General features: G+C 65.6%; 22 protein-coding genes. 14 read left to right on the forward strand and 8 right to left on the reverse strand.

All coding sequences use genetic code 11. The annotated features are described in order from the left end of the window. Positions 1-105: 105 nt before the first annotated feature. Positions 106-669: a hypothetical protein gene (locus P6144_RS03020; RefSeq protein ID WP_277766233.1), complete on the forward strand. Its 564-nt coding sequence runs from the start codon at positions 106-108 to the stop codon at positions 667-669. Here P6144_RS03020 and P6144_RS03025 read toward each other — a convergent pair. Further along, a complete protein-coding gene (locus tag P6144_RS03025) occupies positions 666-1,496 on the reverse strand; it encodes a helix-turn-helix transcriptional regulator (protein WP_277766234.1) in 831 nt (276 codons plus the stop codon). The genes P6144_RS03020 and P6144_RS03025 overlap by 4 nt on opposite strands. Before the next feature lie 94 nt (positions 1,497-1,590). Between P6144_RS03025 and P6144_RS03030 the strand changes: the two genes are divergently transcribed. Next, entirely contained in the window at positions 1,591-2,484 is an 894-nt protein-coding gene (locus tag P6144_RS03030; RefSeq protein WP_277766235.1) for an SDR family oxidoreductase, read from the forward strand. A gap of 150 nt (positions 2,485-2,634) precedes the next feature. Here P6144_RS03030 and P6144_RS03035 read toward each other — a convergent pair whose 3' ends face one another. Next, positions 2,635-3,027: a GFA family protein gene (locus P6144_RS03035; protein WP_277766236.1), complete on the reverse strand. Its 393-nt coding sequence runs from the start codon at positions 3,025-3,027 to the stop codon at positions 2,635-2,637. 99 nt (positions 3,028-3,126) lie between these two features. On the opposite strand from P6144_RS03035, the gene P6144_RS03040 reads away from it, so the two are divergent. Together P6144_RS03040 and P6144_RS03045 are read left to right on the forward strand one after the other, a co-directional pair. Next, positions 3,127-3,765 carry a peptidylprolyl isomerase gene (locus P6144_RS03040; protein WP_277766237.1) on the forward strand — a complete coding sequence of 213 codons (639 nt, stop codon included), beginning with the start codon at positions 3,127-3,129 and terminating at the stop codon, positions 3,763-3,765. Between the two features lie 204 nt (positions 3,766-3,969). After that, on the forward strand, positions 3,970-5,826 hold the full coding sequence (locus tag P6144_RS03045; RefSeq protein ID WP_277766238.1) for a methyl-accepting chemotaxis protein: 1,857 nt from the start codon (positions 3,970-3,972) through the stop codon (positions 5,824-5,826). Positions 5,827-6,253: 427 nt separating this feature from the next. Here P6144_RS03045 and P6144_RS03050 read toward each other — a convergent pair whose 3' ends face one another. Further along, positions 6,254-6,724 carry an Hsp20 family protein gene (locus tag P6144_RS03050; RefSeq protein ID WP_277766239.1) on the reverse strand — a complete coding sequence of 157 codons (471 nt, stop codon included), beginning with the start codon at positions 6,722-6,724 and terminating at the stop codon, positions 6,254-6,256. Positions 6,725-6,976: 252 nt separating this feature from the next. Here P6144_RS03050 and P6144_RS03055 point away from each other — a divergent pair, with 252 nt between their 5' ends. Both P6144_RS03055 and P6144_RS03060 read left to right on the forward strand, forming a co-directional pair. Then, positions 6,977-9,451: a TonB-dependent receptor gene (locus tag P6144_RS03055; RefSeq protein WP_277766240.1), complete on the forward strand. Its 2,475-nt coding sequence runs from the start codon at positions 6,977-6,979 to the stop codon at positions 9,449-9,451. A 211-nt stretch (positions 9,452-9,662) separates the two neighbouring features. After that, positions 9,663-10,304 (forward strand): hypothetical protein, encoded by a 642-nt coding sequence (locus tag P6144_RS03060; RefSeq protein ID WP_277766241.1) that lies wholly within the window; start codon positions 9,663-9,665, stop codon positions 10,302-10,304. On the opposite strand, the gene P6144_RS03065 is transcribed toward P6144_RS03060, so the two are convergent. After that, positions 10,298-11,122 carry a PAS domain-containing protein gene (locus P6144_RS03065; RefSeq protein WP_277766242.1) on the reverse strand — a complete coding sequence of 275 codons (825 nt, stop codon included), beginning with the start codon at positions 11,120-11,122 and terminating at the stop codon, positions 10,298-10,300. The two genes, P6144_RS03060 and P6144_RS03065, sit on opposite strands and share 7 nt — an antisense overlap. A 190-nt stretch (positions 11,123-11,312) precedes the next feature. Beyond that, a complete protein-coding gene (locus P6144_RS03070) occupies positions 11,313-11,471 on the reverse strand; it encodes a hypothetical protein (RefSeq protein WP_277766243.1) in 159 nt (52 codons plus the stop codon). Positions 11,472-11,485: 14 nt separating this feature from the next. Between P6144_RS03070 and P6144_RS03075 the strand changes: the two genes are divergently transcribed. The 7 genes from P6144_RS03075 to P6144_RS03105 all read left to right on the forward strand — a co-directional run bounded on the left by P6144_RS03075 (position 11,486) and on the right by P6144_RS03105 (position 17,299). Then, positions 11,486-11,935: a TadE/TadG family type IV pilus assembly protein gene (locus tag P6144_RS03075; protein ID WP_277766244.1), complete on the forward strand. Its 450-nt coding sequence runs from the start codon at positions 11,486-11,488 to the stop codon at positions 11,933-11,935. 65 nt (positions 11,936-12,000) lie between these two features. Continuing rightward, positions 12,001-13,590 (forward strand): TadG family pilus assembly protein, encoded by a 1,590-nt coding sequence (locus P6144_RS03080; RefSeq protein WP_277766245.1) that lies wholly within the window; start codon positions 12,001-12,003, stop codon positions 13,588-13,590. A 10-nt stretch (positions 13,591-13,600) separates the two neighbouring features. Next, the gene (locus P6144_RS03085; RefSeq protein ID WP_277766246.1) at positions 13,601-13,966 is read left to right on the forward strand and encodes a PilZ domain-containing protein; all 366 of its coding nucleotides are present in this window, start codon (positions 13,601-13,603) and stop codon (positions 13,964-13,966) included. A gap of 346 nt (positions 13,967-14,312) precedes the next feature. Continuing rightward, positions 14,313-15,563 carry a lipoprotein-releasing ABC transporter permease subunit gene (locus P6144_RS03090; protein ID WP_277766763.1) on the forward strand — a complete coding sequence of 417 codons (1,251 nt, stop codon included), beginning with the start codon at positions 14,313-14,315 and terminating at the stop codon, positions 15,561-15,563. Then, on the forward strand, positions 15,556-16,230 hold the full coding sequence (locus P6144_RS03095) for an ABC transporter ATP-binding protein (RefSeq protein WP_277766247.1): 675 nt from the start codon (positions 15,556-15,558) through the stop codon (positions 16,228-16,230). The genes P6144_RS03090 and P6144_RS03095 overlap by 8 nt, the downstream gene beginning before the upstream one ends. Beyond that, positions 16,227-16,823 (forward strand): GNAT family protein, encoded by a 597-nt coding sequence (locus tag P6144_RS03100; protein WP_277766248.1) that lies wholly within the window; start codon positions 16,227-16,229, stop codon positions 16,821-16,823. The genes P6144_RS03095 and P6144_RS03100 overlap by 4 nt, the downstream gene beginning before the upstream one ends. Continuing rightward, positions 16,820-17,299, forward strand: coding sequence for a glutathione peroxidase (locus tag P6144_RS03105; protein ID WP_277766249.1), 480 nt, complete (start codon positions 16,820-16,822; stop codon positions 17,297-17,299). Before P6144_RS03100 ends, P6144_RS03105 begins: the two co-directional genes overlap by 4 nt. Here P6144_RS03105 and P6144_RS03110 read toward each other — a convergent pair. Together P6144_RS03110 and P6144_RS03115 are read right to left on the reverse strand one after the other, a co-directional pair. Next, a complete protein-coding gene (locus P6144_RS03110) occupies positions 17,256-17,723 on the reverse strand; it encodes a hypothetical protein (RefSeq protein WP_277766250.1) in 468 nt (155 codons plus the stop codon). The two genes, P6144_RS03105 and P6144_RS03110, sit on opposite strands and share 44 nt — an antisense overlap. Further along, complete coding sequence (locus tag P6144_RS03115) at positions 17,723-18,232, reverse strand: hypothetical protein (protein WP_277766251.1); 510 nt, start codon at positions 18,230-18,232, stop codon at positions 17,723-17,725. The genes P6144_RS03110 and P6144_RS03115 overlap by 1 nt, the downstream gene beginning before the upstream one ends. Positions 18,233-18,518: 286 nt before the next feature. Between P6144_RS03115 and P6144_RS03120 the strand changes: the two genes are divergently transcribed. Further along, on the forward strand, positions 18,519-19,769 hold the full coding sequence (locus tag P6144_RS03120) for a tetratricopeptide repeat protein (RefSeq protein ID WP_277766252.1): 1,251 nt from the start codon (positions 18,519-18,521) through the stop codon (positions 19,767-19,769). 58 nt (positions 19,770-19,827) lie between these two features. On the opposite strand, the gene P6144_RS03125 is transcribed toward P6144_RS03120, so the two are convergent. Next, positions 19,828-20,289 (reverse strand): Lrp/AsnC family transcriptional regulator, encoded by a 462-nt coding sequence (locus tag P6144_RS03125; protein WP_277766253.1) that lies wholly within the window; start codon positions 20,287-20,289, stop codon positions 19,828-19,830. Positions 20,290-20,304 lie beyond the last annotated feature (15 nt).

Here is a 20,304-nt window from a genome sequence, read left to right on the forward strand (position 1 = left end):
CCCGGCCTTCGCCGGGATGACGATCTGGAAGAAGGCCGGGGCGCTAACCCCGGCCTTTTCTTTTGCGATCGCCCCACGCTAAGGCCCCGCACAAGGGGGCGCCGCATGTCGGATTTCGAATTCATCTTCTCGCTGTTCGGCCTGCTGCTCGGCCTGTCGATCGCCGAGGTGCTGGCCGGGCTTGCCCGCGCGATCGAGGCGCGGCTGCGCCCGGGCGCCGCGATCCGCATCGGCTGGCTCACGCCGCTGCTCGGCGCCTTCGTGATGCTCGACCTGCTGTCCTTCTGGCAGGCTGCCTGGGTGGTGCGCGACCTGATCGGCGTCTCGGGCAAGGCACTGATGGCGATCACCGTGTTCGCCAGCGCCTATTATCTCGCCGCGCATCTCGTCTTCCCGCGCGAGGCCGAGGCTCAGCCCGACTTCGATGCGCATTTCTTCCGCGTCCGCCGCGTCGTGATCGGGGTGATGTTCGGCCTGCTGTTCTGCCAGCTCGGCTATTACGCCAGCCTGCCCGGGCTCGCCCCGCATCTGCTGCGTCCGCTCGCGCTGGGGATGACGGTGATCCTGGTGCTGCTGATGGCCGCCGCGATGCTCGTCCGCGGCGAGCGCTGGGCGCGGCTGGTAATGCTCGCGCTCGTCGCGCGCTACGTCGTGGTGTACCTGCTCTAGCCCTTCGCCTCGATCGCCGCCCGGATTGTCGCCGCCACCTCGGGGGTGGCAGGGTTGTAGATCATCAGGTTGAGTTCGGGCCGCCCTTCCACTGCGAAGGTCGAGAATTCCAGCGCGATCAGCCCCAGTTCCGGATGGCGCAGCTTCTTCACCCCGTCGCCGGGATAGCCGGCGACGTCGTTGCTCCGCCACAGCGCCTCGAACTCGGCGCTGCTCCGTGACAATTCCTCCACCAGCTCGGTGATCTCGGCCGTGGCGCCTGCCCGCGTCACATCGGCGCGGAACGAGGCGACGACATAGCGCGCCACGCTGCGCCAGTCCTCCTGCGCCGCCTGCATCGCCGAATCGGAGAAGAGCCGCCGCAGCACGTTGCGCTCGCGCACCGGCACCTGGGCATAGTCGGTCAGCACGATCGCCGCGGCGCGGTTCCATGCCACCACGTCCCAGGTCGCGGTGCGGATCATCGCCGGGGCATAAGGAATCGCGTCGAGCACGCCCTGCAGCCGCGGCGAGATGCCTTCCATCCCGCGATATCTCGCCTCTGGCGGATGGCCGAAGGCGAGCATGTACATATGCGCGCGCTCGGGCTCGGTGAGCATCAGTCCCGCCGAGATCCGGTCGAGCACATCGGCCGAGGGCGCGCCGCCGCGGCCCTGTTCGAGCCAGGTGTACCAGGTCGGGCTGATGTTCGATCGCTGCGCCACTTCCTCGCGCCGCAGCCCCGGCGTGCGCCGCCGCCCGGGGCCGAAGCCGAAGCTTGCGGGATCGAGCCGGGTGCGCCGGTCACGGAGGAATTGCCCCAGGGGCGTGGCGCTGTCTTCGGGCATAGCCTGTTGGTCTTTATACTAGGATAACGTCACTACTTTAACAGGAAGATGGCCAGCGCCACAATGGCCTCCGAACAGACAAACGGAGTATCCCATGCGTGTCTTCCTCACCGGCGCCACCGGCTTCATCGGCTCGCGAATCGTCCCCGAGCTGCTCGCGGCAGGTCATCAGGTGCTCGGCCTCACCCGCTCCGATGCCGGCGCCGCCGCGCTCGCCGCGCAAGGCGCCCAGGTCCATCGCGGCACGCTCGAGGACCCTGCCGGCCTCGCCGCCGGCGCGGAACAGGCGGACGCGGTGATCCACACCGCCTTCGATCACGACTTCGCCAATTTCGTCGCCAATTGCGAGAAGGACGGTCGCGTCATCGCTGCGATCGGCGAAGTGCTCAAGGGCAGCGACCGACCGTTCCTGATCACTTCGGGCACCGGCATGGGTTCCCCCGGTCCAGGCCAGCTCGCCGATGAGGACGTATTCAACCTCGATCACCCCAATCCGCGCGCGATCTCCGAAACCACCGGCGCGGCGCTGCTCGATGCCGGTATCGACGTCCGCATCGTCCGCCTGCCGCAGGTGCATGACACGCATCGCCAGGGCCTGATCAGCCCGATGGTCCAGATCGCCCGGGCGAAGGGTTTCGTCGCCTATATCGGCGACGGCGCCAATCGCTGGCCGGCCGGCCCGGTCGATGCCGTCGCGAAGCTCTACCAGCTTGCACTCGACAAGGGCGCGGCAGGTGGCCGTTATCACGCGGTGGCGGAGGAGGGCATCACCGCCCGTGCCATTGCCGAGGTGCTGGGGGAGGGGCTCGGCATGCCCGTCCGCTCGATCGCCGCCGAGGAGTCGACGGCCTATTTCGGCTGGCTCGGCATGCTCGCCGGGCTCGATATGCCCGCCTCCAGCGCCAAGACCCGCGCCCGCCTCGGCTGGGACCCGCGCGGCCCGAGCCTGATCGAGGACCTCAAGGCGATGGACTATTCGGCGATCTGAGCGGTTCGTTTGCGGGAGTGAACGACCCCGTTCCCCGGCGAAAGCCGGGGCCCAGTATCGGTGAGGTAGTGAGGCAGCGGAACCTCTCGAAGGACGTTGCAACTGGGCCCCGGCTTTCGCCGGGGAACGGTAGGCGGCGGGGCGCCATCTCTATGCTTCCGAGCGCCCACCCCCCTCCCGATCCCGCTCATAGCTATGCTCCAGCGGAAACGCCGGCAGCCATTCCTCGCGCCGCACCGTCCACAGCTCATAGCCGGGCACGAAAGCGTCAGGAGCGTCCAGGGCGCCCAGCATCACTTCGATCTCGTCGCCATGATGCGCGAACACCGAAGAGCCGCAGGTCGGGCAGAAATGCCGCCCCTGATAGGCATGCGTCTCGCCATGGACCGTCACCGCGCCCTCGGGAAAGATCGCCCCGGCATAGAAGAGCGCGCCGTGATGCTTCCGGCAGTCCAGGCAATGGCACAGCCCCACGCGCCAGGGCGCACCGCGTGCCTCGATCCGCACCGCGCCGCACAGGCACCCGCCGCCATGTCGCTCCACGCCGCATCCTTCCACACGCCTCGGACGCGGAAGTTTAGGCACGTGGCGGAAACCCGAAAAGCCTTTCAAACCGGCCCCCGCATCGACTAGCGAACCCGCATGCGTATCCTGGTCGCGCTGCTCGCGCTCTTCCTCACTCCGTTGCTGATTGGCGCCGCCGCTCCGCAGGGTCCGGGCACGATACGCGTCCGCCTGGTCACCTCGGCGGGCAATATCGTCGTCGCGCTCGATGCCCGGCGCGCACCCAAGACCGTCGCCAACTTCCTCGCCTATGTCGATGACGGCCGGCTCGAGAACACGCAATTCTATCGCTCGGCGCGCCGCAAGGGCGATCCCACGCACGGCTTCGTCCAAGGCGGGATCGGCACCGATGCCCGGCGCATGCTGCCCTCGGTGCCGCTCGAATCGACCGCGCAGACCGGATTGAAGCATCTCGACGGCACGATCTCGATGGCGCACGGCCCGAACTTCGACGGCGCCAATTGCAACTTCTCGATCATGGTCGGCCCCAATCCGGGGCTCGACGCGCGCGGCCCGTTCCGCGGCTTCGCGGCCTTCGGCAAGGTGATCCAGGGCATGGACGTGGTGAAGCGGATCCTCGCGATGCCCACCGGCGGCGGCCGCGATGCGATGAAGGACCAGATGATCCTCAAGCCGGTGAAGATATTGCGCGCCGAGCGGCTGGACGGGGTTGCTCGGCCCACCGGCCGGGTCAAGCCCTGGCTGATCGGCGCATGATCGCCGGGTGCCGCACCCGAGCAATGTTTTGATTCAAAGCCGACATGGACCGGAAGAATATTTCCCGCCGTTTTGGTCCTAACCGCCCGCACTCTCCTATGACGGTAGTGGGATAGATCGAAACGGCCCTCCGCTCGCAGGCTCTACGTCTCGCCCGAATCTATTTCGGATGCCGGCCCCCCGGGGTCGGCTGGGAGGGAATTGATGTTTATTCAGAACATGCCGATTCCGCGCAAGCTCGCGGCGGCCTTCATCACGCTTGTCTGTATCTTCGCCGGCATCGGCTGGCTGCTCTTCTCGAGCCTGCACACCGTGGGCACCGCGTCGGAGGACAAGGAACGCGCTTTCGACGTCACGGCCAGCGCGCACGAGATCATGACGCAGATTCTCGAGGAGCAGAGCGCGATCCGCGCCTATGTCATCCTGCGCAACGCCGATTTCCTCAGCACCTATGGCGATGCCCGCAAGAAGATCGACGCGTCCGCCGAGACCTTCCGCACTCATACCAAGCTGCCCGAGCAGCGCGCTCGGCTGGAGAAGCTCATGGCGGCCATTGCCGAGCTTAACGGCAAGCTCGATCGCATGATCGAACTCGCCCGCAACCCGGCTACCCAGGCCGAGGCCGAGCGGCTCGCCGGCGTCAAGCAGCTCGGCACGATCCGTCAGGTCATGGGCGAGATCCTCGAGGTCCAGGAACAGCGCGTCGAATCGACTCGCAAGGTCGAGGCTGCGGCGCGCGCCGGCGCCGTCACGGCGCTTACGGTCGGCGGCATCTTCGGCATCGCCGTCGCCATCCTGCTCGGCTGGCTGCTCACCTCGATGATCGCACGCCCGATCAAGCGGATGACCGCGCTGATGGGCCGCCTCGCCGGTGGCGAGAACGGCATCGACGTGCCGGGTACCGATCGCAAGGACGAGGTCGGCGGGATGGCCCAGGCCGTGCTGGTCTTCCGCGATGCCGCAGTCGCCAAGGAAAAGGCCGATGCCGCCAAGCTGGTCGCCGATGCCGAGCAGAAGCACGTCGTCACCGAGCTCACCAACGGCCTGGAAAGTCTGGCCAAGGGTGATCTGACGGCCGAGATCAAGAGCGAGTTCGCCTCGGACTACGTCGCGCTCAAGGCCAATTTCAACTCGGCGCTCGATGCACTGCGCACGCTGATCGGCTCGGTCGTCGAAGGCGCCGCCAGCATCCGCACCGGCTCGGGCGAGATCGCCCAGGCCTCGGAGGATCTCGCGCGTCGTACCGAAAGCAACGCCGCCTCGCTCGAGGAGACCTCGGCTGCGATCAGCCAGATGGACGGCCGCCTCAAGGCGACGGCCAAGGCTGCCGGCACCACGCTCACGCGCGCCGACCAGGCGATCGCCACCGTCGGCGATGGCCGCTCGATCGCCGACGATGCCGTCCAGGCGATGACCCGCGTCTCGGAGAGCGCCAAGGGTATCGACAGCGTGATCGAAGGCCTCGACAAGATCGCCTTCCAGACCCGCGTGCTTGCGATGAACGCAGCAGTCGAAGCCGGCCGCGCCGGCGAGGCCGGCCGTGGCTTCGCAGTCGTCGCCGATCTCGTCTCGGCGCTCGCCATGCGTGCCGAAGAGGAAGCCGGCCGCGCTCGCGACCAGCTCACCGCTACTCAGACCGACATCGTCGCCGCGGTGGAGATGGTGCAGAAGGTCGATGGCGCGCTGCTCGCCATCTCGGGCGATGTCGATCAGGTCCACGATCTGCTTGCCAACATCGCTGCCGACAACGAGGCACAGTCCTCGGCGGTGACCCAGATCGCCGTCGCGATCGGCACGATGGATCAGGCGACCCAGCAGAACGCTGCGATGGTCGAGGAAACCTCGGCTGCCTCGCGTAACCTCAGCTCGGAAGTCCAGCTGCTCTCGGAGCAGGCCTCGGCGTTCAACATCGGTGCCGGCCAGGCGCCGGCCCGCCGTCCTGCCGCTTCCGGACGCTCCATCCGCGAAAAGGTGGCGCCGGCCTATATGTCGCCCGTCGCGCCCTTGCCGACCGCCGCGGTGGCTGCGCTCACCCGTCCGGACGAATGGGCGTCCTTCTGAGTAAAAATACATAAATTACGCATTTTATGCCCGGTTTCTCTAGGATTCACCTATAGTGAGAGTGCGAGCATTGGAGAGGGGAGGGCGAAAGCTCTCCCCTCTTTTTTTGGTCCGGGTATGCTTTCCTACATGCATATGTTCCACTAATGTTCCTGAGCCCCCGCAAGGGCCGCTCTTTGAACCAGTGAAGCAGCAGTGCGAACATCCACGTCCGGGCTATCTGGTCGTGCAACCCGCCATCCTCTCCGTGCAGCGGACGGAAACGTTCGCAAGCCACGGCACGAAAAGGCGCCCCGGCCGCAACGCTAGCGAACATCGGCGTGCGAAAGTGTATGGAAAAACAAAGGGCGCCCGAACCGATGGTCCAGGCGCCCCCCGCTGCGACGTCCAAAGGGAGGAAGACGTCGCGAGCCGTGGTCGGTCTTGCTTAGGCCGCGTCGGCCTCGCGATGCACGATCGGGGTCGGCTGGGTGCCGGCGTTCACCGCGATCTTCTTGGGCTTCATCGCCTCGGGCACCTCGCGCACCAGATCGATCACGAGCAGGCCGTCGGCAAGATCGGCGCTCTCGACGCGGACGAAGTCGGCCAGCTCGAAGCGGCGCTCGAAGCTGCGGGTGGCGATGCCCAGGTGCAGATAGGCGCCCTGGTTGTTCTCGTTCTCCTCGCGCTTCCGGCCGGCCACCAGCAGCAGGTTCTGCTGCGCGGTGATGTCGATCTCGTCGGCCTTGAAGCCGGCGACGGCGAGGGTGATCCGGTAGCGGTCTTCGGCGACGCGCTCGAGGTTGAACGGGGGATAATTCTCGGATGCCTGCTGGCGGGCGCTTGCCTCGAGCAGGTCGAACAGCCGGTCGAATCCGATGGTCGAGCGGCGGAAGGGAGTGAAGTCGAACTGGCGCATATCAAGACCTCTAGTCTGAGCGAATTGATCCTTCCCCGGCGCCCGGAAGGGCCCCGAAACGCCTGGGCCGCGGCCCCTTCTGGGCACCGCGCTTAACTTAGGTTGTGTTGAAGATCGGGGCTTTCAAGTGCGCCGAAACGAGGGTCCTGCGCGGCGATCAACCGCGGCTAGGGATCGCTAAACATCTCCTTGCTCGCTAATATCCACCAAATTAGTGGAAATTAAATGCGACACGGCCCAAAGGGGATGATGATGAGCCTTGCTTCGCTTTCGCTGCTGCTTCTGACGAGTACCGCGCCTGCACCTGCCGCTGCGCTGTCCGACGATCCGAAACCCGCCGCCGCGGCCGCTGCCGAAGGGCAGGACCAGGCCCGGCCAGCGCAGGACGGCGGCGAGATCGTCGTCACCGCGCGCCGCCGCGAGGAGAAGGCGCAGGACGTGCCGATCGCGATCTCGGTGATCGGTGGCGCGACGATCGAGAACACCGGCGCGACCAACCTCAACCGCCTGCAGACCTCGCTGCCCGCGGTGCAGTTCTACTCGAGCAACCCGCGCAATTCCGCCATCAACATCCGCGGTCTGGGCGCGCCGTTCGGCCTCACCAACGACGGCATCGAGCAGGGCGTCGGCTTCTATCTCGACCAGGTCTATATCGGCCGCATCGGCGCCTCGACCTTCGATTTCGTCGATGTCGAGCGGGTCGAGGTGCTGCGCGGCCCCCAGGGCACGCTCTACGGCAAGAACACCACGGCCGGTGCGATCAACATCACCACCCGCGCACCCAGCTTCACGCCCGAGGCCAAGGTCGAGCTGAGCCTTGGCAACTATGACCTGATCTCGGCCAAGGCCTCGGTCTCGGGTCCGCTGGTCGATGACAAGCTGGCCATCCGCATCTCGAGCGCCGTCACCAGCCGCCGCGGCACGATCTACAATGTCGCCACCGACGAATATGTCCACAAGCAGAGCACCAGCAGCTTCCGCGGCCAGCTCCTGTGGAAGGTCAATGACGATCTCGACCTGACCTTCGCCGGCGACTGGAACCTCCAGAACCCGGTGTGCTGCGTCCAATATTATGTCCGCACCGGCGCCACCCAGCGCGCGCTGACCCGCCAGTACGCCGCGCTCGCCGCCGCGCTCACTTATGCGCCGCCCAGCACCGATCCGTTCGACCGCAAGATCGATCTCGATGCCGATCTCAATTCGCGCCAGGAAATCGGCGGTGCCTCACTGGTCGCCAATTGGAACCTGGGCCCGGCGACGCTGACCTCGGTCACCGCCTGGCGCTATTGGGACTGGCAGCCGAAGAACGACCGCGACTTCGTCGGTCTGCCGATCACCACCGTCTCGCAGAACCCGTCGCAGCAGAAGCAGTTCAGCCAGGAACTCCGCCTCAGCTCGAACGGCGACGGCCGGCTCGACTACACGCTCGGCGCCTTCTTCTTCCACCAGACGATCGATACCCAGGGCTCGCAGGTCCAGGGTGCCGCGGCGAGCCGCTGGCTGCTCTCGGGAGCCGATGCGCTCAACCCGAATGTGCTTAACGGGCTGACCTCGACCAACACGATCAATTTCGACAACACCAGCTTCGCGCTGTTCGGCAAGCTCAACTGGGAGCCGCTGGACGGCTTCCACATCCAGCCGGGCCTGCGGCTGAACTATGACAAGAAGTCGGGCTATTACGACTCCGTCGTCAGCATCCACAACGCGCAGTATAATTTCGACGCCACGGCGGATAACGTCGCGGCGCTGTTCGCCGCCACCTCGGGCGCGGCGCGCACTACCTTCCAGAACCAGATCAACACGCTGGCGCCGCAGCGCTACAGCCCGCGCTTCAGCGACTGGAACGTCTCGGGCGACATCACGCTGTCCTACGACGTGGCGCCCGACGTGCACGCCTATGCCACCTATGCGCGCAGCTTCAAATCGGGCGGCATCAACCTCTCGGGCCTGCCGCTCAACTCGACCAGCACCGGCGTCGATCTCACCACCCAGACGGTGAAGCCGGAGAAGGTCGATCACTTCGAGATCGGCCTGAAGACCCAGTTCCTCGATCGCCGCCTGACGATCAACGCGGCAGGCTTCTGGACCGAGATTAGGGACTATCAGGCGACGGTGAACAACAACGCGATCAACGTGATCCGCGGCTATCTCGCCAATGCCGGCAAGGTCCGTTCGCGTGGTTTCGAATGGGATGCCTCGTTCCGACCCAGCCGGGCGTTCAACGTCTATTTCAACGGCGCCTATACCGACGCCAAATATATCGACTTCAAGAACGCGCCGTGCCCGCCCGAGCTGAGCGGCGGCACCGCGACCGCGCCCGGCGGGGTCACCGATCCGGCGGGCACGGCGGGTGGCCGCAGCCCGGCCTATTGCGACATTTCAGGGCAGGTGCTGCCGGGCATTTCCAAATGGTCGCTGAGCTGGGGCGGCGAGGTTCGCCAGCCAGTCGGCGATGGCGATATCTATCTCGGCTATGACGGCAACTGGCGGTCGAAATTCTCGTCCAACCCGTCGCCCTCGGCCTATACCTGGATCGACGCCTATTCGCTCTCGAACGTCCGCCTCGGCTGGCGGCGCGTCGATCTCAACATCTATGGCTGGGTGCGCAACCTCTTCGACCAGAACTATTTCGAGCTGCTCTCGACTCAGTCCGGCAGCACCGGCCTGATCGTGGGGCAGCCGGGAGATCCGAGGACCTATGGCCTGACGATCAGCAAGAGCTTCTGAGTATCACGGTCTGACCTCCTGCCATGGCCGGGGGAGGTTAGGGGAAGGGAGGCGGCGCCCGCACCGCCTCCCTTCTTTTTCCCGAAGATATTTCAAGACCGTTTCCGGCGTTTTGAAGCCGGCTTAACTGCCTCAAGCTATGTTCGTCCTCTATATTGGGGAGATCATGCGGGTAGTCAGGGCATCTGTACCGAGCTTCAGTGGGCCAGGGTTGCTCGCTGCGTTCGTGTGCGCATGCCAGATCGTCGGTGGCCTGGTCTGGGTGCAGTCGGCAGCCTTCAGCAATGCCGGCTATGCCAATGTCCTGCTGATCGCGTCGCTGTGCATCTCCGTGCTGGTCGTCTCGCGCCTGCGCATTCCCAATCCGGTCCGGGCAGTGCTGGTCCTCGGCTCGATCATGGTGCTGCTCGGCATCTCGGTTCGCGGGGACCTCACCGGCGTGAAGACCGTCAGCGAGACAGTGATCTCCGTGCTCGGCAAGCCGGGCAACGACATTCGTCAGCCCGATGAGCAGGCGGTCGGCAGGGCAAAGGCCAAGGCCGGCGCTGCCCGCGTCGAGCTTGTGGCGGGCGAGGGCGGGGACGGCGGCTGGGCCAATCGCCTCAACAATGAAGCGCGCGCGCGGATCGAGGGCGGCGCCCCGGCGGAGATCCACGGCAATGTTACGTTGGCCGGTGGCGATGCCGCGCGCCCGCGGATCGGCTGGTCGGTTGCCTGGGCGGGCGCCACGGTTTCCTGCGGCCGGTTGAGCGCGGTGGCAACCCGACCCGAGGGGCTTACCAACCAGGTGCTCGGTACGTTCCAGCGTTCGCTGGCGCGAACCGCGGAACTGAAGCGCCCGTCCTGCTACTGAACCGTTTCGGTACCCTGATCGAGCGTGACGATCACCATCGCACCGCCTACGGCATAGCCGCTGGCAAGCGGGGCGACCGAGATCCGCGCGCCGATTTCCTCCGCGCCACCGCATAGCAATCGTGCGTCGAACGCTTCGGCTTCGGCGCGGCCGCTCAGTACCCTTTCGATCGCTTCCCGGGCGACGGGCCGGTCACGCACGGCCAGCAGATCGGAGAAGCGCAACCCCAGGATGCGTTCGCGCGCCAGGCCAACCAGCTTGGCGAACTCGGCCTCGACCATCGTCACGGTGCCGCGCACGGTGAGCCGCAACACTTCGATCCGGCCATGCGCTTGCCGCGCCTTTTCCAGAGCGGTCTGCTCGACGAGCCGGGCTTCCTCGTCATCCTCATAGCTGACGCGCAGCAGCAGTGCGACGCCTTCCACCCACGGGAAGGCGCGGACACGCAGCCGGGTGCCATTCTCTTCGTCGAGCAGCAGGTCGAACTGTGCCTGCTCGCCGCTGCGCAGCACATGGCGCAGACTCGAGAGCACCGTGGCGTGCGTCGCACTGGGCAAAACGTCGGTGATCGGGGACCCGACCAGCGTCGCCGCGGAACGGCCGACGATCAATGCAGCCGCGCTGGAGGCATCGGTGATGCGCAGCGACGTGTCGGCGACCAGCAGGCCGCCGTCCATATGCTCGACGAGAAACTGATATTCGAGCTCGCGCTTGGCGCTCTCGCCATCGCTGATCGAGCGTTCGGCATCCCAGCTTTCGGCGGCGAGCAGCACGTAGCGCGGCCGACCATGATAGGTGATCGTGACGGGGCCGTGCATTGCGCGGTCCTGCCAATAAGCAAAATTACGGGTAAGTTCTGCGGATGAAACTGTCTGTGCAGAGGATCGTTGCATGGGGCGAAACTCCGAACGTTTTCTATTGATGTTAAATTGTTTCCTTGGAGTCCCAGTAAATCTGATAATTACGTAAATTACTCAATTTCAGTTGGACTCCAAGAATATCAGGAGATTAACGTAAATCAATACCCGGTTGATCGAAAATGGAGTTAAAAATCAATAGGATCGCCTGGAGGATGTCGATTCCGGGGCCGTTTGGCGGCGGCATATGTTTACTGAAAATGCGGATATCCAACTTGTAGCGACGCGAGGGAATTGAAAGCTCCGCCATGCGACACATCGCGCATGTACCCGCGTCCTCTCCGGCAAGATTTTGAGCGCTTCCGTGCCGCCCCCGGGCTGTGGCGCGATCGGCGGGGTGCGGCGGCGATCGAAATGGCATTCTCGCTGCCGATCCTGCTGATGCTGATCTGCGGCATCGTTACCTATGGCGGCTGGTTCCTCTGCGCCAATAGCGTGCAACAGGCTGCGAACGAGGCGGCGCGCGCCGCGATCGGCGGGCTCGATCCCAGCGAGCGTGCCGGGCTTGTCCGCCAGGCGCTCGACGCAAATATGCGCAAGACCGGCACGCTCAAGGCCGAGCGGATGAACAGTCTGATCGACGACGACGGGCATACGCTCACCGTCCATCTCAGCTACGACGCGGCGAAAGATCCGCTGATGTCGATCAAGCTCGTTCCGCTGCCTGCCACGATGATCGAGCGCAGCGCGACCATCACGCTTTCCGCACCATGAGCCGCGCCATGCCGATCCTGCCGCTTTTCCGTACTCTCGCAACCGATCGCCGGGGCAACATTACGATGTTGTTTGCGGGGGGATTCGTAATGCTCGCGGGCTCGGCGGCTTTCGCGGTGGATACCGGCTCGCTTTATCTCGAAAAGCGCCGGTTGCAGGGCGTGGCGGATGCGGCGGCGCTCAGTGCGGCAAGCAGCGCGTCGGCGGAAAGCGCGGCGCGATCGGCGATCAGCGCCAACCAGGTGAACGACGCCAATATCGAGCAGATCGAACGCGGCAGCTATTCGCCCGACACCTCGCTGACCCCCGATGCGCGCTTTTCCCCCTCGGGCAGCGACGGCAATGCCGTTCGGCTGACGATCGGGCGCGACGTCCCGCTGTTCTTCGGCAAGTTCCTGACCGGCCGCTCCACGGCACGGGTCTCGGTCCGCGCAGTCGCAGCACGCGTCGACCTCGCTTCCTTCTCGATCGGCTCGCGGCTGGCCTCGGTCGGCGGCGGGCTGCCCGGCCAGCTGCTCTCCAGCATCGCCGGGACCGATCTCAACATCAATGTGATGGATGCGAACGGGCTGGTGAACGCCGATGTCGACATCCTCGCCTTTTCCGACGCGTTGCGCACCCAGGCCAACCTCCAGGGACTGACCTTCGGCGAGACGCTGGCAAGCAATGTGAGCCTGCCCAAGGCGATCACCGCGCTGGCGAGCGCCGTATCCGGCGCGAGCGCGAAATCGGCGCTGCACGCGATTGCGGTCAAGGTGCCGCCGGTCAGCATCAAGCTTTCCCAGCTGATCGATCTCGGCCCGCTTTCGGGAGAGAGCAAGGTCGATCCCAACCGCCCGATCAACGCCAGCGCCTATGCGCTGGTACGCGAGGCGCTGGAGACCGCGACCGGCAAGCGCCAGCTGGACCTGGATCTGGGCGCGACGATCCCGGGCGTGGCGTCGACCAAGGTTACGCTGGCGATGGGCGAGCGCGAGGCACATTCGCCCTGGCTCGCCGTTGCCAAGGACAATAGCGTCAAGGTGCGCACCGCCCAGACCCGGCTGTACGTCGATGCCAGGGTCGGCGGATCGGGCTTGCTGAGCGCTGCGAGCGTGCACCTGCCGATCTTCGTCGAGCTCGCCAAGGGCGAGGCGTCGTTGCACAGCATCTCGTGTCCGACGCCTTCCACGGCGAAGGTATCGCTCGACGTGACCGCCGCAGCCGGCCAGATCGCGATCGGCGATATCGACACTGCCATGCTCGGCAATTTCAACGCTGCGATCGCGCCGCGACGCACGACCCTGGTGAAGCTGCTGGGCATCGCCGAGGTGACCGGCCAGTCGAATGTCACCCTGGGCGGAACGGGGGCGCAAAAGGCGACCTTCACCGCGCAAGAGATCGCGGCGGGCACCGCCCATTCGGTCTCGACGCACGACCTGACCGCGGGTGTCGCGGTCTCGCTGATCCGTGGGATGGACATACAGGCAAGCGCGCTGGGCATCGGCATCAACCTCACCCCGGTCACGAGTGCCGTTGGCACCTTGCTGCAGGGTGTCGCGGCGCCGATCGATTCCGCGCTGACCGATCTGACCGGGCTGCTGGGTGTGAATGTGGGGCAGGCGGATGTGCGGGTGAACGGGCTGCGTTGCGGCAAGCCCATCTTGGTGGGGTAGGATAGAAGAAATGCCGGGCGATCGTAGAGGACTGAAGATTACGCAGGGCATCGATCGGCGCGACGCGATGCGCTGGCCCGTGTCGATTGCGGCGAGCGTGAAGGAATCGCGCCTCTGCTATCAGAATGTCGCGCTGGTCGAGATCTCGCGTACCGGTTGCCGGCTCGAGACCGGCTTCGTGCTGCCGCCCGGCATGCAGACCATCGTCCGCCTGCCGGGTTTCAAGGAGCTCAACGCCACGGTGATCTGGAGCGATCGCAATGCCGCGGGCCTGCGCTTCGCCGCGCCGCTGCATCCGGGGGTGGTGACGCATCTGATGAGCCTGCCCACCCGGCAGGAACAGGCGGAATATCGTCCGCTCTCCGCACTGCGCTGAAGCAATCCCGGAGCCCGGAAACGGCAAACGCCCGGACCGTTTCCGATCCGGGCGCCTGCGTGACGAATGCTCGTCAGCCCCCTTTGTCAGGTCCATGCCCACGCACTCGTACTTGCCTACGAGCGGGACTTGGAACCTCCCCGAACCACGGCCTTTCGCCTGCGCTTCGACAGGGGTTTTGCTAGGCGCCCGAACCCGCTTTGTCACTGGCATTACAAGGGGTAGGCGCAGATTGGTGTCACCCTGTGTTGAATCGGCAACATAGCGGTTGCCAGTAGGAATTCGCGCGCTTCTGCCCTAGATCGAGGTGAGAGCTGTTTCCCCTGGCGAGTTGCTGGCCCGCATGTTGTTGATTTCACGTTACGAGCGGATGATCGCCCGCCGCTATCTGCTGCCCGGGCGGAGCGAGGCGTTCATCGCCGTCGTCGCCGGATTCAGCCTTGTCGCCGTCATGCTCGGAGTCGCCGCGCTGATCGTGGTGATGAGCGTGATGAACGGCTTCCGTGCAGAGCTGTTCGACAAGATCACCGGGCTCAACGGCCATGCCGTGGTGCAGGGCTATGGCGGCCAGCTGCGCAACTGGCGCGAGGTGCTCGAGGAAGCCAAGAAGACTCCGGGCATCACCAGCGCTACGCCACTGATCGAGCAGCCCCTGTTCGCCACCTATAATGGCCGCGCCGAGTTCATTCAGCTGCGCGGCATGCGGATGGAGGATATCCTCGGCAACCCGTCGCTCAAGGGCAAGGAGATCCTCGGCTCGCTCAAGAGCCTGAAGCCCGGCGGCGAGCAGGTGGCGATCGGCTCGCGGCTGGCGGAAGCGCTGGGCGCGACGGTGGGCAGCGAGATTTCGATCCTCAATCCGGCCGGCGCCGCCACGCCCTTCGGCACCATGCCGCGCATCGTGAAGTACAAGGTCGCCGCGATCTTCGAGATCGGCGTGTACGATTATGACAAGGTGTTCGCGATCATGCCGATCGAGGACGCGCAGACGCTGCTTCTGCTGGGCGATGGCGTCTCGATGATCGAGCTGGAGACGACCAATCCGGACAAGGTGGGCGAGATTCTCCAGCCGCTCAACGAGAAGGTGAACATGGTCGGCCAGGTCACCGACTGGCGGATGATGAATGCCGAGCTGTTCGAGGCGCTGGCGGTCGATCGCACCGTTTCCTTCACCATCCTGTCGATCATCCTGGTGGTGGCGGCGTTCAACATCGTCTCCTCGCTGATCATGCTGGTGCGCTCGAAGACGCGCGACATCGCCGTGCTGCGCACCATGGGCGCCACGCGCGGCGGGCTGATGCGCATCTTCGTGACCGTGGGCACCACTATCGGCGCGCTGGGCGTGGCCGCGGGCGGTGTGCTCGGCTTCCTGTTCATTACTTTCCGCGAGCAGGTGGTGAGCCTGATCGGCCTGGTGAGCGGTCAGAATATCTGGGATCCGTCGATGCGGTTCCTGACCGAGCTTCCCGCCAAGACCGATCCGTTCCAGACGATCGGCATCTGCGTGATGGCGCTCATCTTCTGCTTCCTCGCCACGCTCTATCCGGCCTGGAAGGCTGCCAATACCGATCCGGTGCAGGTGCTGCGTTATGAGTGAGGCTGTTCTCCAGACGCGCGGCCTGAAGCGCAGTTTTAGCCAGGGTGGCGAGACCATCGAGGTGCTGCGCGGTGTCGATCTCGACGTGCAGCCGGGCGAGATCGTCGCGCTGCTCGGCCCTTCGGGCTCGGGCAAGTCGACACTCCTTCAGGCTGTCGGCCTTCTCGAAGGCGGGTTCGACGGATCGATCCGCATCGCCGGCAAGGAAGCGGCCCAGCTCGACAGCCCGGGCCGCACTGCGGTGCGCCGTGACAATCTGGGTTTCGTTTATCAGTTCCACCATCTGCTGCCCGATTTCAGCGCGCTCGAGAATGTCGTGCTGCCGCAGATGATCCATGGCGCAGTGCGTGCCGATGCCGACAAGCGTGCCGAGGAACTGCTCACTGCGCTTGGCCTGGCACATCGGCTCACCCACCGCCCCAGCCAGCTCTCTGGGGGCGAGCAACAGCGTGTCGCCGTCGCCCGCGCGCTTGCCAATCGCCCGGCCCTGGTGCTGGCCGACGAGCCGACGGGCAATCTGGACGAGGCGACCTCGGACAAGGTGCTCGCCGAGTTTCTCACCCTGGTGCGCACCCAAGGTTCGGCGGCGCTGATCGCCACGCACAACGAGCGGCTCGCCGCGCGGATGGACCGGGTAGTAAGGCTGCATGAGGGGCATCTGGAGTGAGCGCCTGGCGCGACGTGCCGACGCTCAGCGGCCGTCACGTCACGCTGCGGCCGATGGTGCGTGCGGATCGCGAGGGCATCCTGTCGGCCTTTGACGGGTTGCACGGCCAGTTCACCACCATCGTCCCCGATGCGGCGAGCTTCGATGGCTGGATGGCCGGCATCGAGAGCGCGCGCGAAGCGGGCAGGGCGCTACCGTTCACCGTGCTCGATGCCGAGGGGGCTATCGCCGGCGTCACCCGTTTCATGCGCATGAACGAGCCGCACCGCCGGCTGGAGATCGGCGGGACGATCTATGCCCGCCGCGTCCAGCGCACCGGGCTCAATAGCGAGGCGAAGAAGCTGCTGCTCGCGCATGCCTTTGACGTGCTCGGCGCCAATTGCGTGCAGCTGCGCACCGATTTCCTCAACCGCGAATCGCGCCGCGCCATCGAGCGGCTGGGCGCGCGTTTCGACGGGGTGCTGCGCGGGCACATGATCCTGAACGGCCATCACCGCGACAGCGTGGTCTATTCGATCCTCGCGCATGAATGGGCCGGCGTGCGCCGCAACCTGGATCTGCTGATGGCGCGTTACGATGGAGAAGCCGCATGACTGCGATCACCGATATCCCCGTCACCAAGCCGGGTGGCGAGCAGACCACGCTTGCCGAGCATGCCGGCGAAGTGCTGCTGATCGTCAACACCGCTTCGAAATGCGGCTTCACCCCGCAATATGAGGGGCTGGAGGCGCTACACCGCAAGTACAAGGATCGCGGCTTTTCGGTGCTGGCCTTTCCCTGCAACCAGTTCGGCGCGCAGGAGCCGGGCGACGCGGCCGAGATCGCGAACTTCTGCTCGCTGACCTATGACGTGACCTTCCCGGTCTATGCCAAGATCGACGTCAACGGCGACGCCGCCGCGCCGCTGTTCGAAGCGCTCAAGAAGGCCGCGCCCGGCGTGCTGGGCAGCAAGGGGATCAAGTGGAACTTCACCAAGTTCCTGGTCGATCGCAGCGGCAACAAGGTCGAGCGGTTCGCGCCGACGACTAGCCCCGACGCGATCGGACCCGAGATCGAGAAGCTGCTGTAAGCCGAGCGGGCGCCGGCAACAGGCGCACGGGCTGCGGCACCGGTCGGGCAGGGCGCCGCAGGCGATCGAAGATGCTCGCCATCACGAACCGCCCCGTTAGTCCCACCAGCATCGCAACCCCGGCGCGGTAGGGGCGGGTGCGGCGCTGGCCGCGCGCCTCGATGGGTGCCGCGTGGCGCGGGCGATGGCGGCGCGGTGCGGGCGGCAGGGTCATGCGCTCGGCTACGGCCGCGGCGGTGCTGCCCTGGTCGCGGCGTCGCCACACTACCTTGTGGCCGGCGGGCACTTCCGCCCATTCCTCGCCATCGACGGCGCGAAGCAGGTCGTCGCCGCACCGGATGCAGAGCGAGAACTCGGTTTCGCCGTTGCGATAATGGGTCGGCATCGCCGCATGGCCGAGCAGGCAGCAGCGCAGCGCGCCCATCAGCGACGGACCGGGCGCGCGCGGCGGCTGCCGGCGCGCGGCGCATGGCGATGCGTCACCTGCCAGCTGGCAAGCTCGCGGAAGCGGCCGTCGCTGTGCGCAACGGCGAGCTGCGGGTTCCAGATCTCAAAGCGGTCTCCGGCGCCGACGACCAGCGCGACGCTCTCGATCCGACCGAGATGACGCATCACGGCCGGCAGCAGCAGCCCGTGATCGTTGCGCGGGGCGACTTCGACGATGCCGAACAGGCGGCGCATGCGATCTTGATGGAGGCGGGCGTCCCGGCCGGCATCCTCGTCGGCCAGCCGCCAGCGCTCGGTGCGCGTCTGGATTTCCTGGAGGTGGGACCGCGCGTAACCGACCAGGCATTGGTCGCGCTCATGCGTGGAGAGGAACAGGGGCTCGTCAGGGGCGGGCAATCCCAGGGCCCGGGCGGTGGGTTCGGCCAACAGGATATTGCCGTCCGCATCGACTTCGCAAAGCGCGCACCCGAGATAGAGCGAACCCATATTACCCCTTCCAACGCAACGCGTTACGTCAACTTTCCACAAACTTATCCACAGGGTTAATGCACATCAACCAAAATGTTTCCGACAGACCGGGCCGTTCCCGCGACGAAGCGGACTTTTGGTGCGGGAATGGTGGGATTTCCGGCCCGGCATGGGACAGCCGTTAAAACGACATTCATCGGAAACGCGTCATCGGCATGGGGGATCGGCTTGAACGGGGCGAGCGTGGCAACTAGAGGTTGCCCCGAAAGCCCCCCGCTCTTTCCCCGTATATGGAGAGTTTCGCATGAACTTCGCTTCCAAGCTCGCGCTGGCCGCCGTGCTGTCGCTGGGCACCACTGCGCTTACCGTGGCCCCCGCCGCCGCGCAGAAGAAGGATGACAAGAAGGCCGATCCCAACGCGCTCAAGGTTAGCGACGAGTTCCGCAAGCCTGCCGCTCTCGCCGAGGCTGCGGTCAAGGCCAAGGACTGGGCCACCGCCGAGCCGCAGATCGCCGCCGCCGAAGCCGCCGCGAAGAACGACGACGAGAAATATTATTCGGCGTGGCTCCGCCTTCAGCTCGAGCTGTCGCGCGGCAACGAAGCCGGCCAGGCGATCCCGCTCCAGGTGCTCGTCAGCAACCCGCGCACGCCGCCGGAGAATGTGCGCCCCTATAATGCGCGCCTCGCCTTCCTGCAGGGCAAGGCTGCCGCATCGGCGAAGAAGCCTGCCGACGTCATCACCTTCATGACCAAGGCGCGCGAGCTCGGCGAGAAGAATGTCGACATCCCGCTGATGATGGCCAATTCCTATGGCGCCATGGGCAAGAATGCCGAGGCCGCTGCCGAGGCGCGCAACGCGATCGAATATGCCAAGTCGAACGGCCAGAAGGCGCCGGAGGCCTGGTACCAGTTCGCCATCCCGAAGGTGAATGCCACCGGCAACCGCGATGCGATCGCGGACTGGCTGGCCTATTATCTGAAGGACTATCCGACGGTGAAGAACTGGCGCTGGGCGATGGAAGTGCTCGGCCAGGGCGCCAAGGGCACTGATCGCAACGCCAAGATCGAGCGCATCGACCTGTTCCGCCTGCGCCGCGTGACCAACGCGCTCGCCGATCGCGGCGACTATGCCGACTATGCCTATGTCGCCCAGTCGGCGGGCCTGCCCTGGGAGTCGATCTCGGTGATCGAAGAAGGCCGCAAGGCCGGCAAGGTGCCGCAGACCGATCCCGATACGGTGAAGATCCTGAGCGCGGCCCAGAAGGGCGTCAGCGGCAGCCCGTCGCTCGACGCATTGGTCAAGCAGGGCGGCGTCGACAATGCCGATGCGCTGCTCGCCGCCGGCGACAATGCCCGCGCGCTGCAACTCTATGATGCGGCGCTGGCCAAGGGCGGCGCCAATCTCGAGGAAATCAACCTGCACCGCGGCATCGCGCTCAGCCGCCTCGGCCGCAAGGATGAAGCGAAGACGGCGTTCCAGGCGGTGAAGACCGGCCCGTTCGTCAATGTCGCCTTGCTCTGGCAGGTCTCGCTCGAATCGCCGCCGCTCAGCTGAGTACGGCCTCGGGTCCGAGAACAGGAAAGGGGCGGCCTGGTGCCGCCCCTTTTTCGTTTCAGGCGACCGGAACGCCCGGCAGCGCCTTGGACGTGCGGATGGTGAGCGACGTCTTCACATGCTCGACATTCGGCGCCGGGGTGAGGCGCGTGGTCAGGATGTGCTGGAAGCTCTGCAGGTCGGGCGCGACGATCTTGAGGATGAAGTCGATCTCGCCGTTGAGCATGTGACACTCGCGGACCTCGGGAATCTCGGCCATCATCTGCTCGAAGGCGCGCAAATCCGACTCCGCCTGGCTCTTCAGGCTGACCATCGCGAACACGGTAAGGTTGTAGCCGAGCGCGGCCGGATCGAGCGCGGCATGATAGCCGGTGATCGCCCCCTGCTGCTCGAGCGCCCGGACGCGCCGGAGGCACGGCGGAGCGGTCAAACCGACACGTTCGGCAAGCTCGACATTGGTCATCCGGCCATTATCCTGCAACAGGCCCAGGATCCGTACGTCGATTTCGTCGAATCGCATTTATGTTCCTTTTGC

The organism is Sphingomonas sp. HITSZ_GF, assembly GCF_029543155.1.
GTDB lineage: Bacteria > Pseudomonadota > Alphaproteobacteria > Sphingomonadales > Sphingomonadaceae > Sphingomonas.

Bases quoted from the DNA above. Each gene is read 5' to 3' on its own strand.
- P6144_RS03050 (WP_277766239.1), bottom strand. From the start codon at position 6,724: ATGCGCCAGTTCGACTTCACTCCCTTCCGCCGCTCGACCATCGGATTC.
- P6144_RS03020 (WP_277766233.1), top strand. From the start codon at position 106: ATGTCGGATTTCGAATTCATCTTCTCGCTGTTCGGCCTGCTGCTCGGC.
- P6144_RS03030 (WP_277766235.1), top strand. From the start codon at position 1,591: ATGCGTGTCTTCCTCACCGGCGCCACCGGCTTCATCGGCTCGCGAATC.
- P6144_RS03040 (WP_277766237.1), top strand. From the start codon at position 3,127: ATGCGTATCCTGGTCGCGCTGCTCGCGCTCTTCCTCACTCCGTTGCTG.
- P6144_RS03045 (WP_277766238.1), top strand. From the start codon at position 3,970: ATGTTTATTCAGAACATGCCGATTCCGCGCAAGCTCGCGGCGGCCTTC.
- P6144_RS03080 (WP_277766245.1), top strand. From the start codon at position 12,001: ATGTTGTTTGCGGGGGGATTCGTAATGCTCGCGGGCTCGGCGGCTTTC.
- P6144_RS03085 (WP_277766246.1), top strand. From the start codon at position 13,601: ATGCCGGGCGATCGTAGAGGACTGAAGATTACGCAGGGCATCGATCGG.
- P6144_RS03095 (WP_277766247.1), top strand. From the start codon at position 15,556: ATGAGTGAGGCTGTTCTCCAGACGCGCGGCCTGAAGCGCAGTTTTAGC.
- P6144_RS03120 (WP_277766252.1), top strand. From the start codon at position 18,519: ATGAACTTCGCTTCCAAGCTCGCGCTGGCCGCCGTGCTGTCGCTGGGC.
- P6144_RS03110 (WP_277766250.1), bottom strand. From the start codon at position 17,723: ATGGGCGCGCTGCGCTGCTGCCTGCTCGGCCATGCGGCGATGCCGACC.
- P6144_RS03105 (WP_277766249.1), top strand. From the start codon at position 16,820: ATGACTGCGATCACCGATATCCCCGTCACCAAGCCGGGTGGCGAGCAG.
- P6144_RS03125 (WP_277766253.1), bottom strand. From the start codon at position 20,289: ATGCGATTCGACGAAATCGACGTACGGATCCTGGGCCTGTTGCAGGAT.
- P6144_RS03075 (WP_277766244.1), top strand. From the start codon at position 11,486: ATGTACCCGCGTCCTCTCCGGCAAGATTTTGAGCGCTTCCGTGCCGCC.
- P6144_RS03025 (WP_277766234.1), bottom strand. From the start codon at position 1,496: ATGCCCGAAGACAGCGCCACGCCCCTGGGGCAATTCCTCCGTGACCGG.
- P6144_RS03055 (WP_277766240.1), top strand. From the start codon at position 6,977: ATGAGCCTTGCTTCGCTTTCGCTGCTGCTTCTGACGAGTACCGCGCCT.
- P6144_RS03070 (WP_277766243.1), bottom strand. From the start codon at position 11,471: ATGGCGGAGCTTTCAATTCCCTCGCGTCGCTACAAGTTGGATATCCGC.
- P6144_RS03065 (WP_277766242.1), bottom strand. From the start codon at position 11,122: ATGCACGGCCCCGTCACGATCACCTATCATGGTCGGCCGCGCTACGTG.
- P6144_RS03115 (WP_277766251.1), bottom strand. From the start codon at position 18,232: ATGGGTTCGCTCTATCTCGGGTGCGCGCTTTGCGAAGTCGATGCGGAC.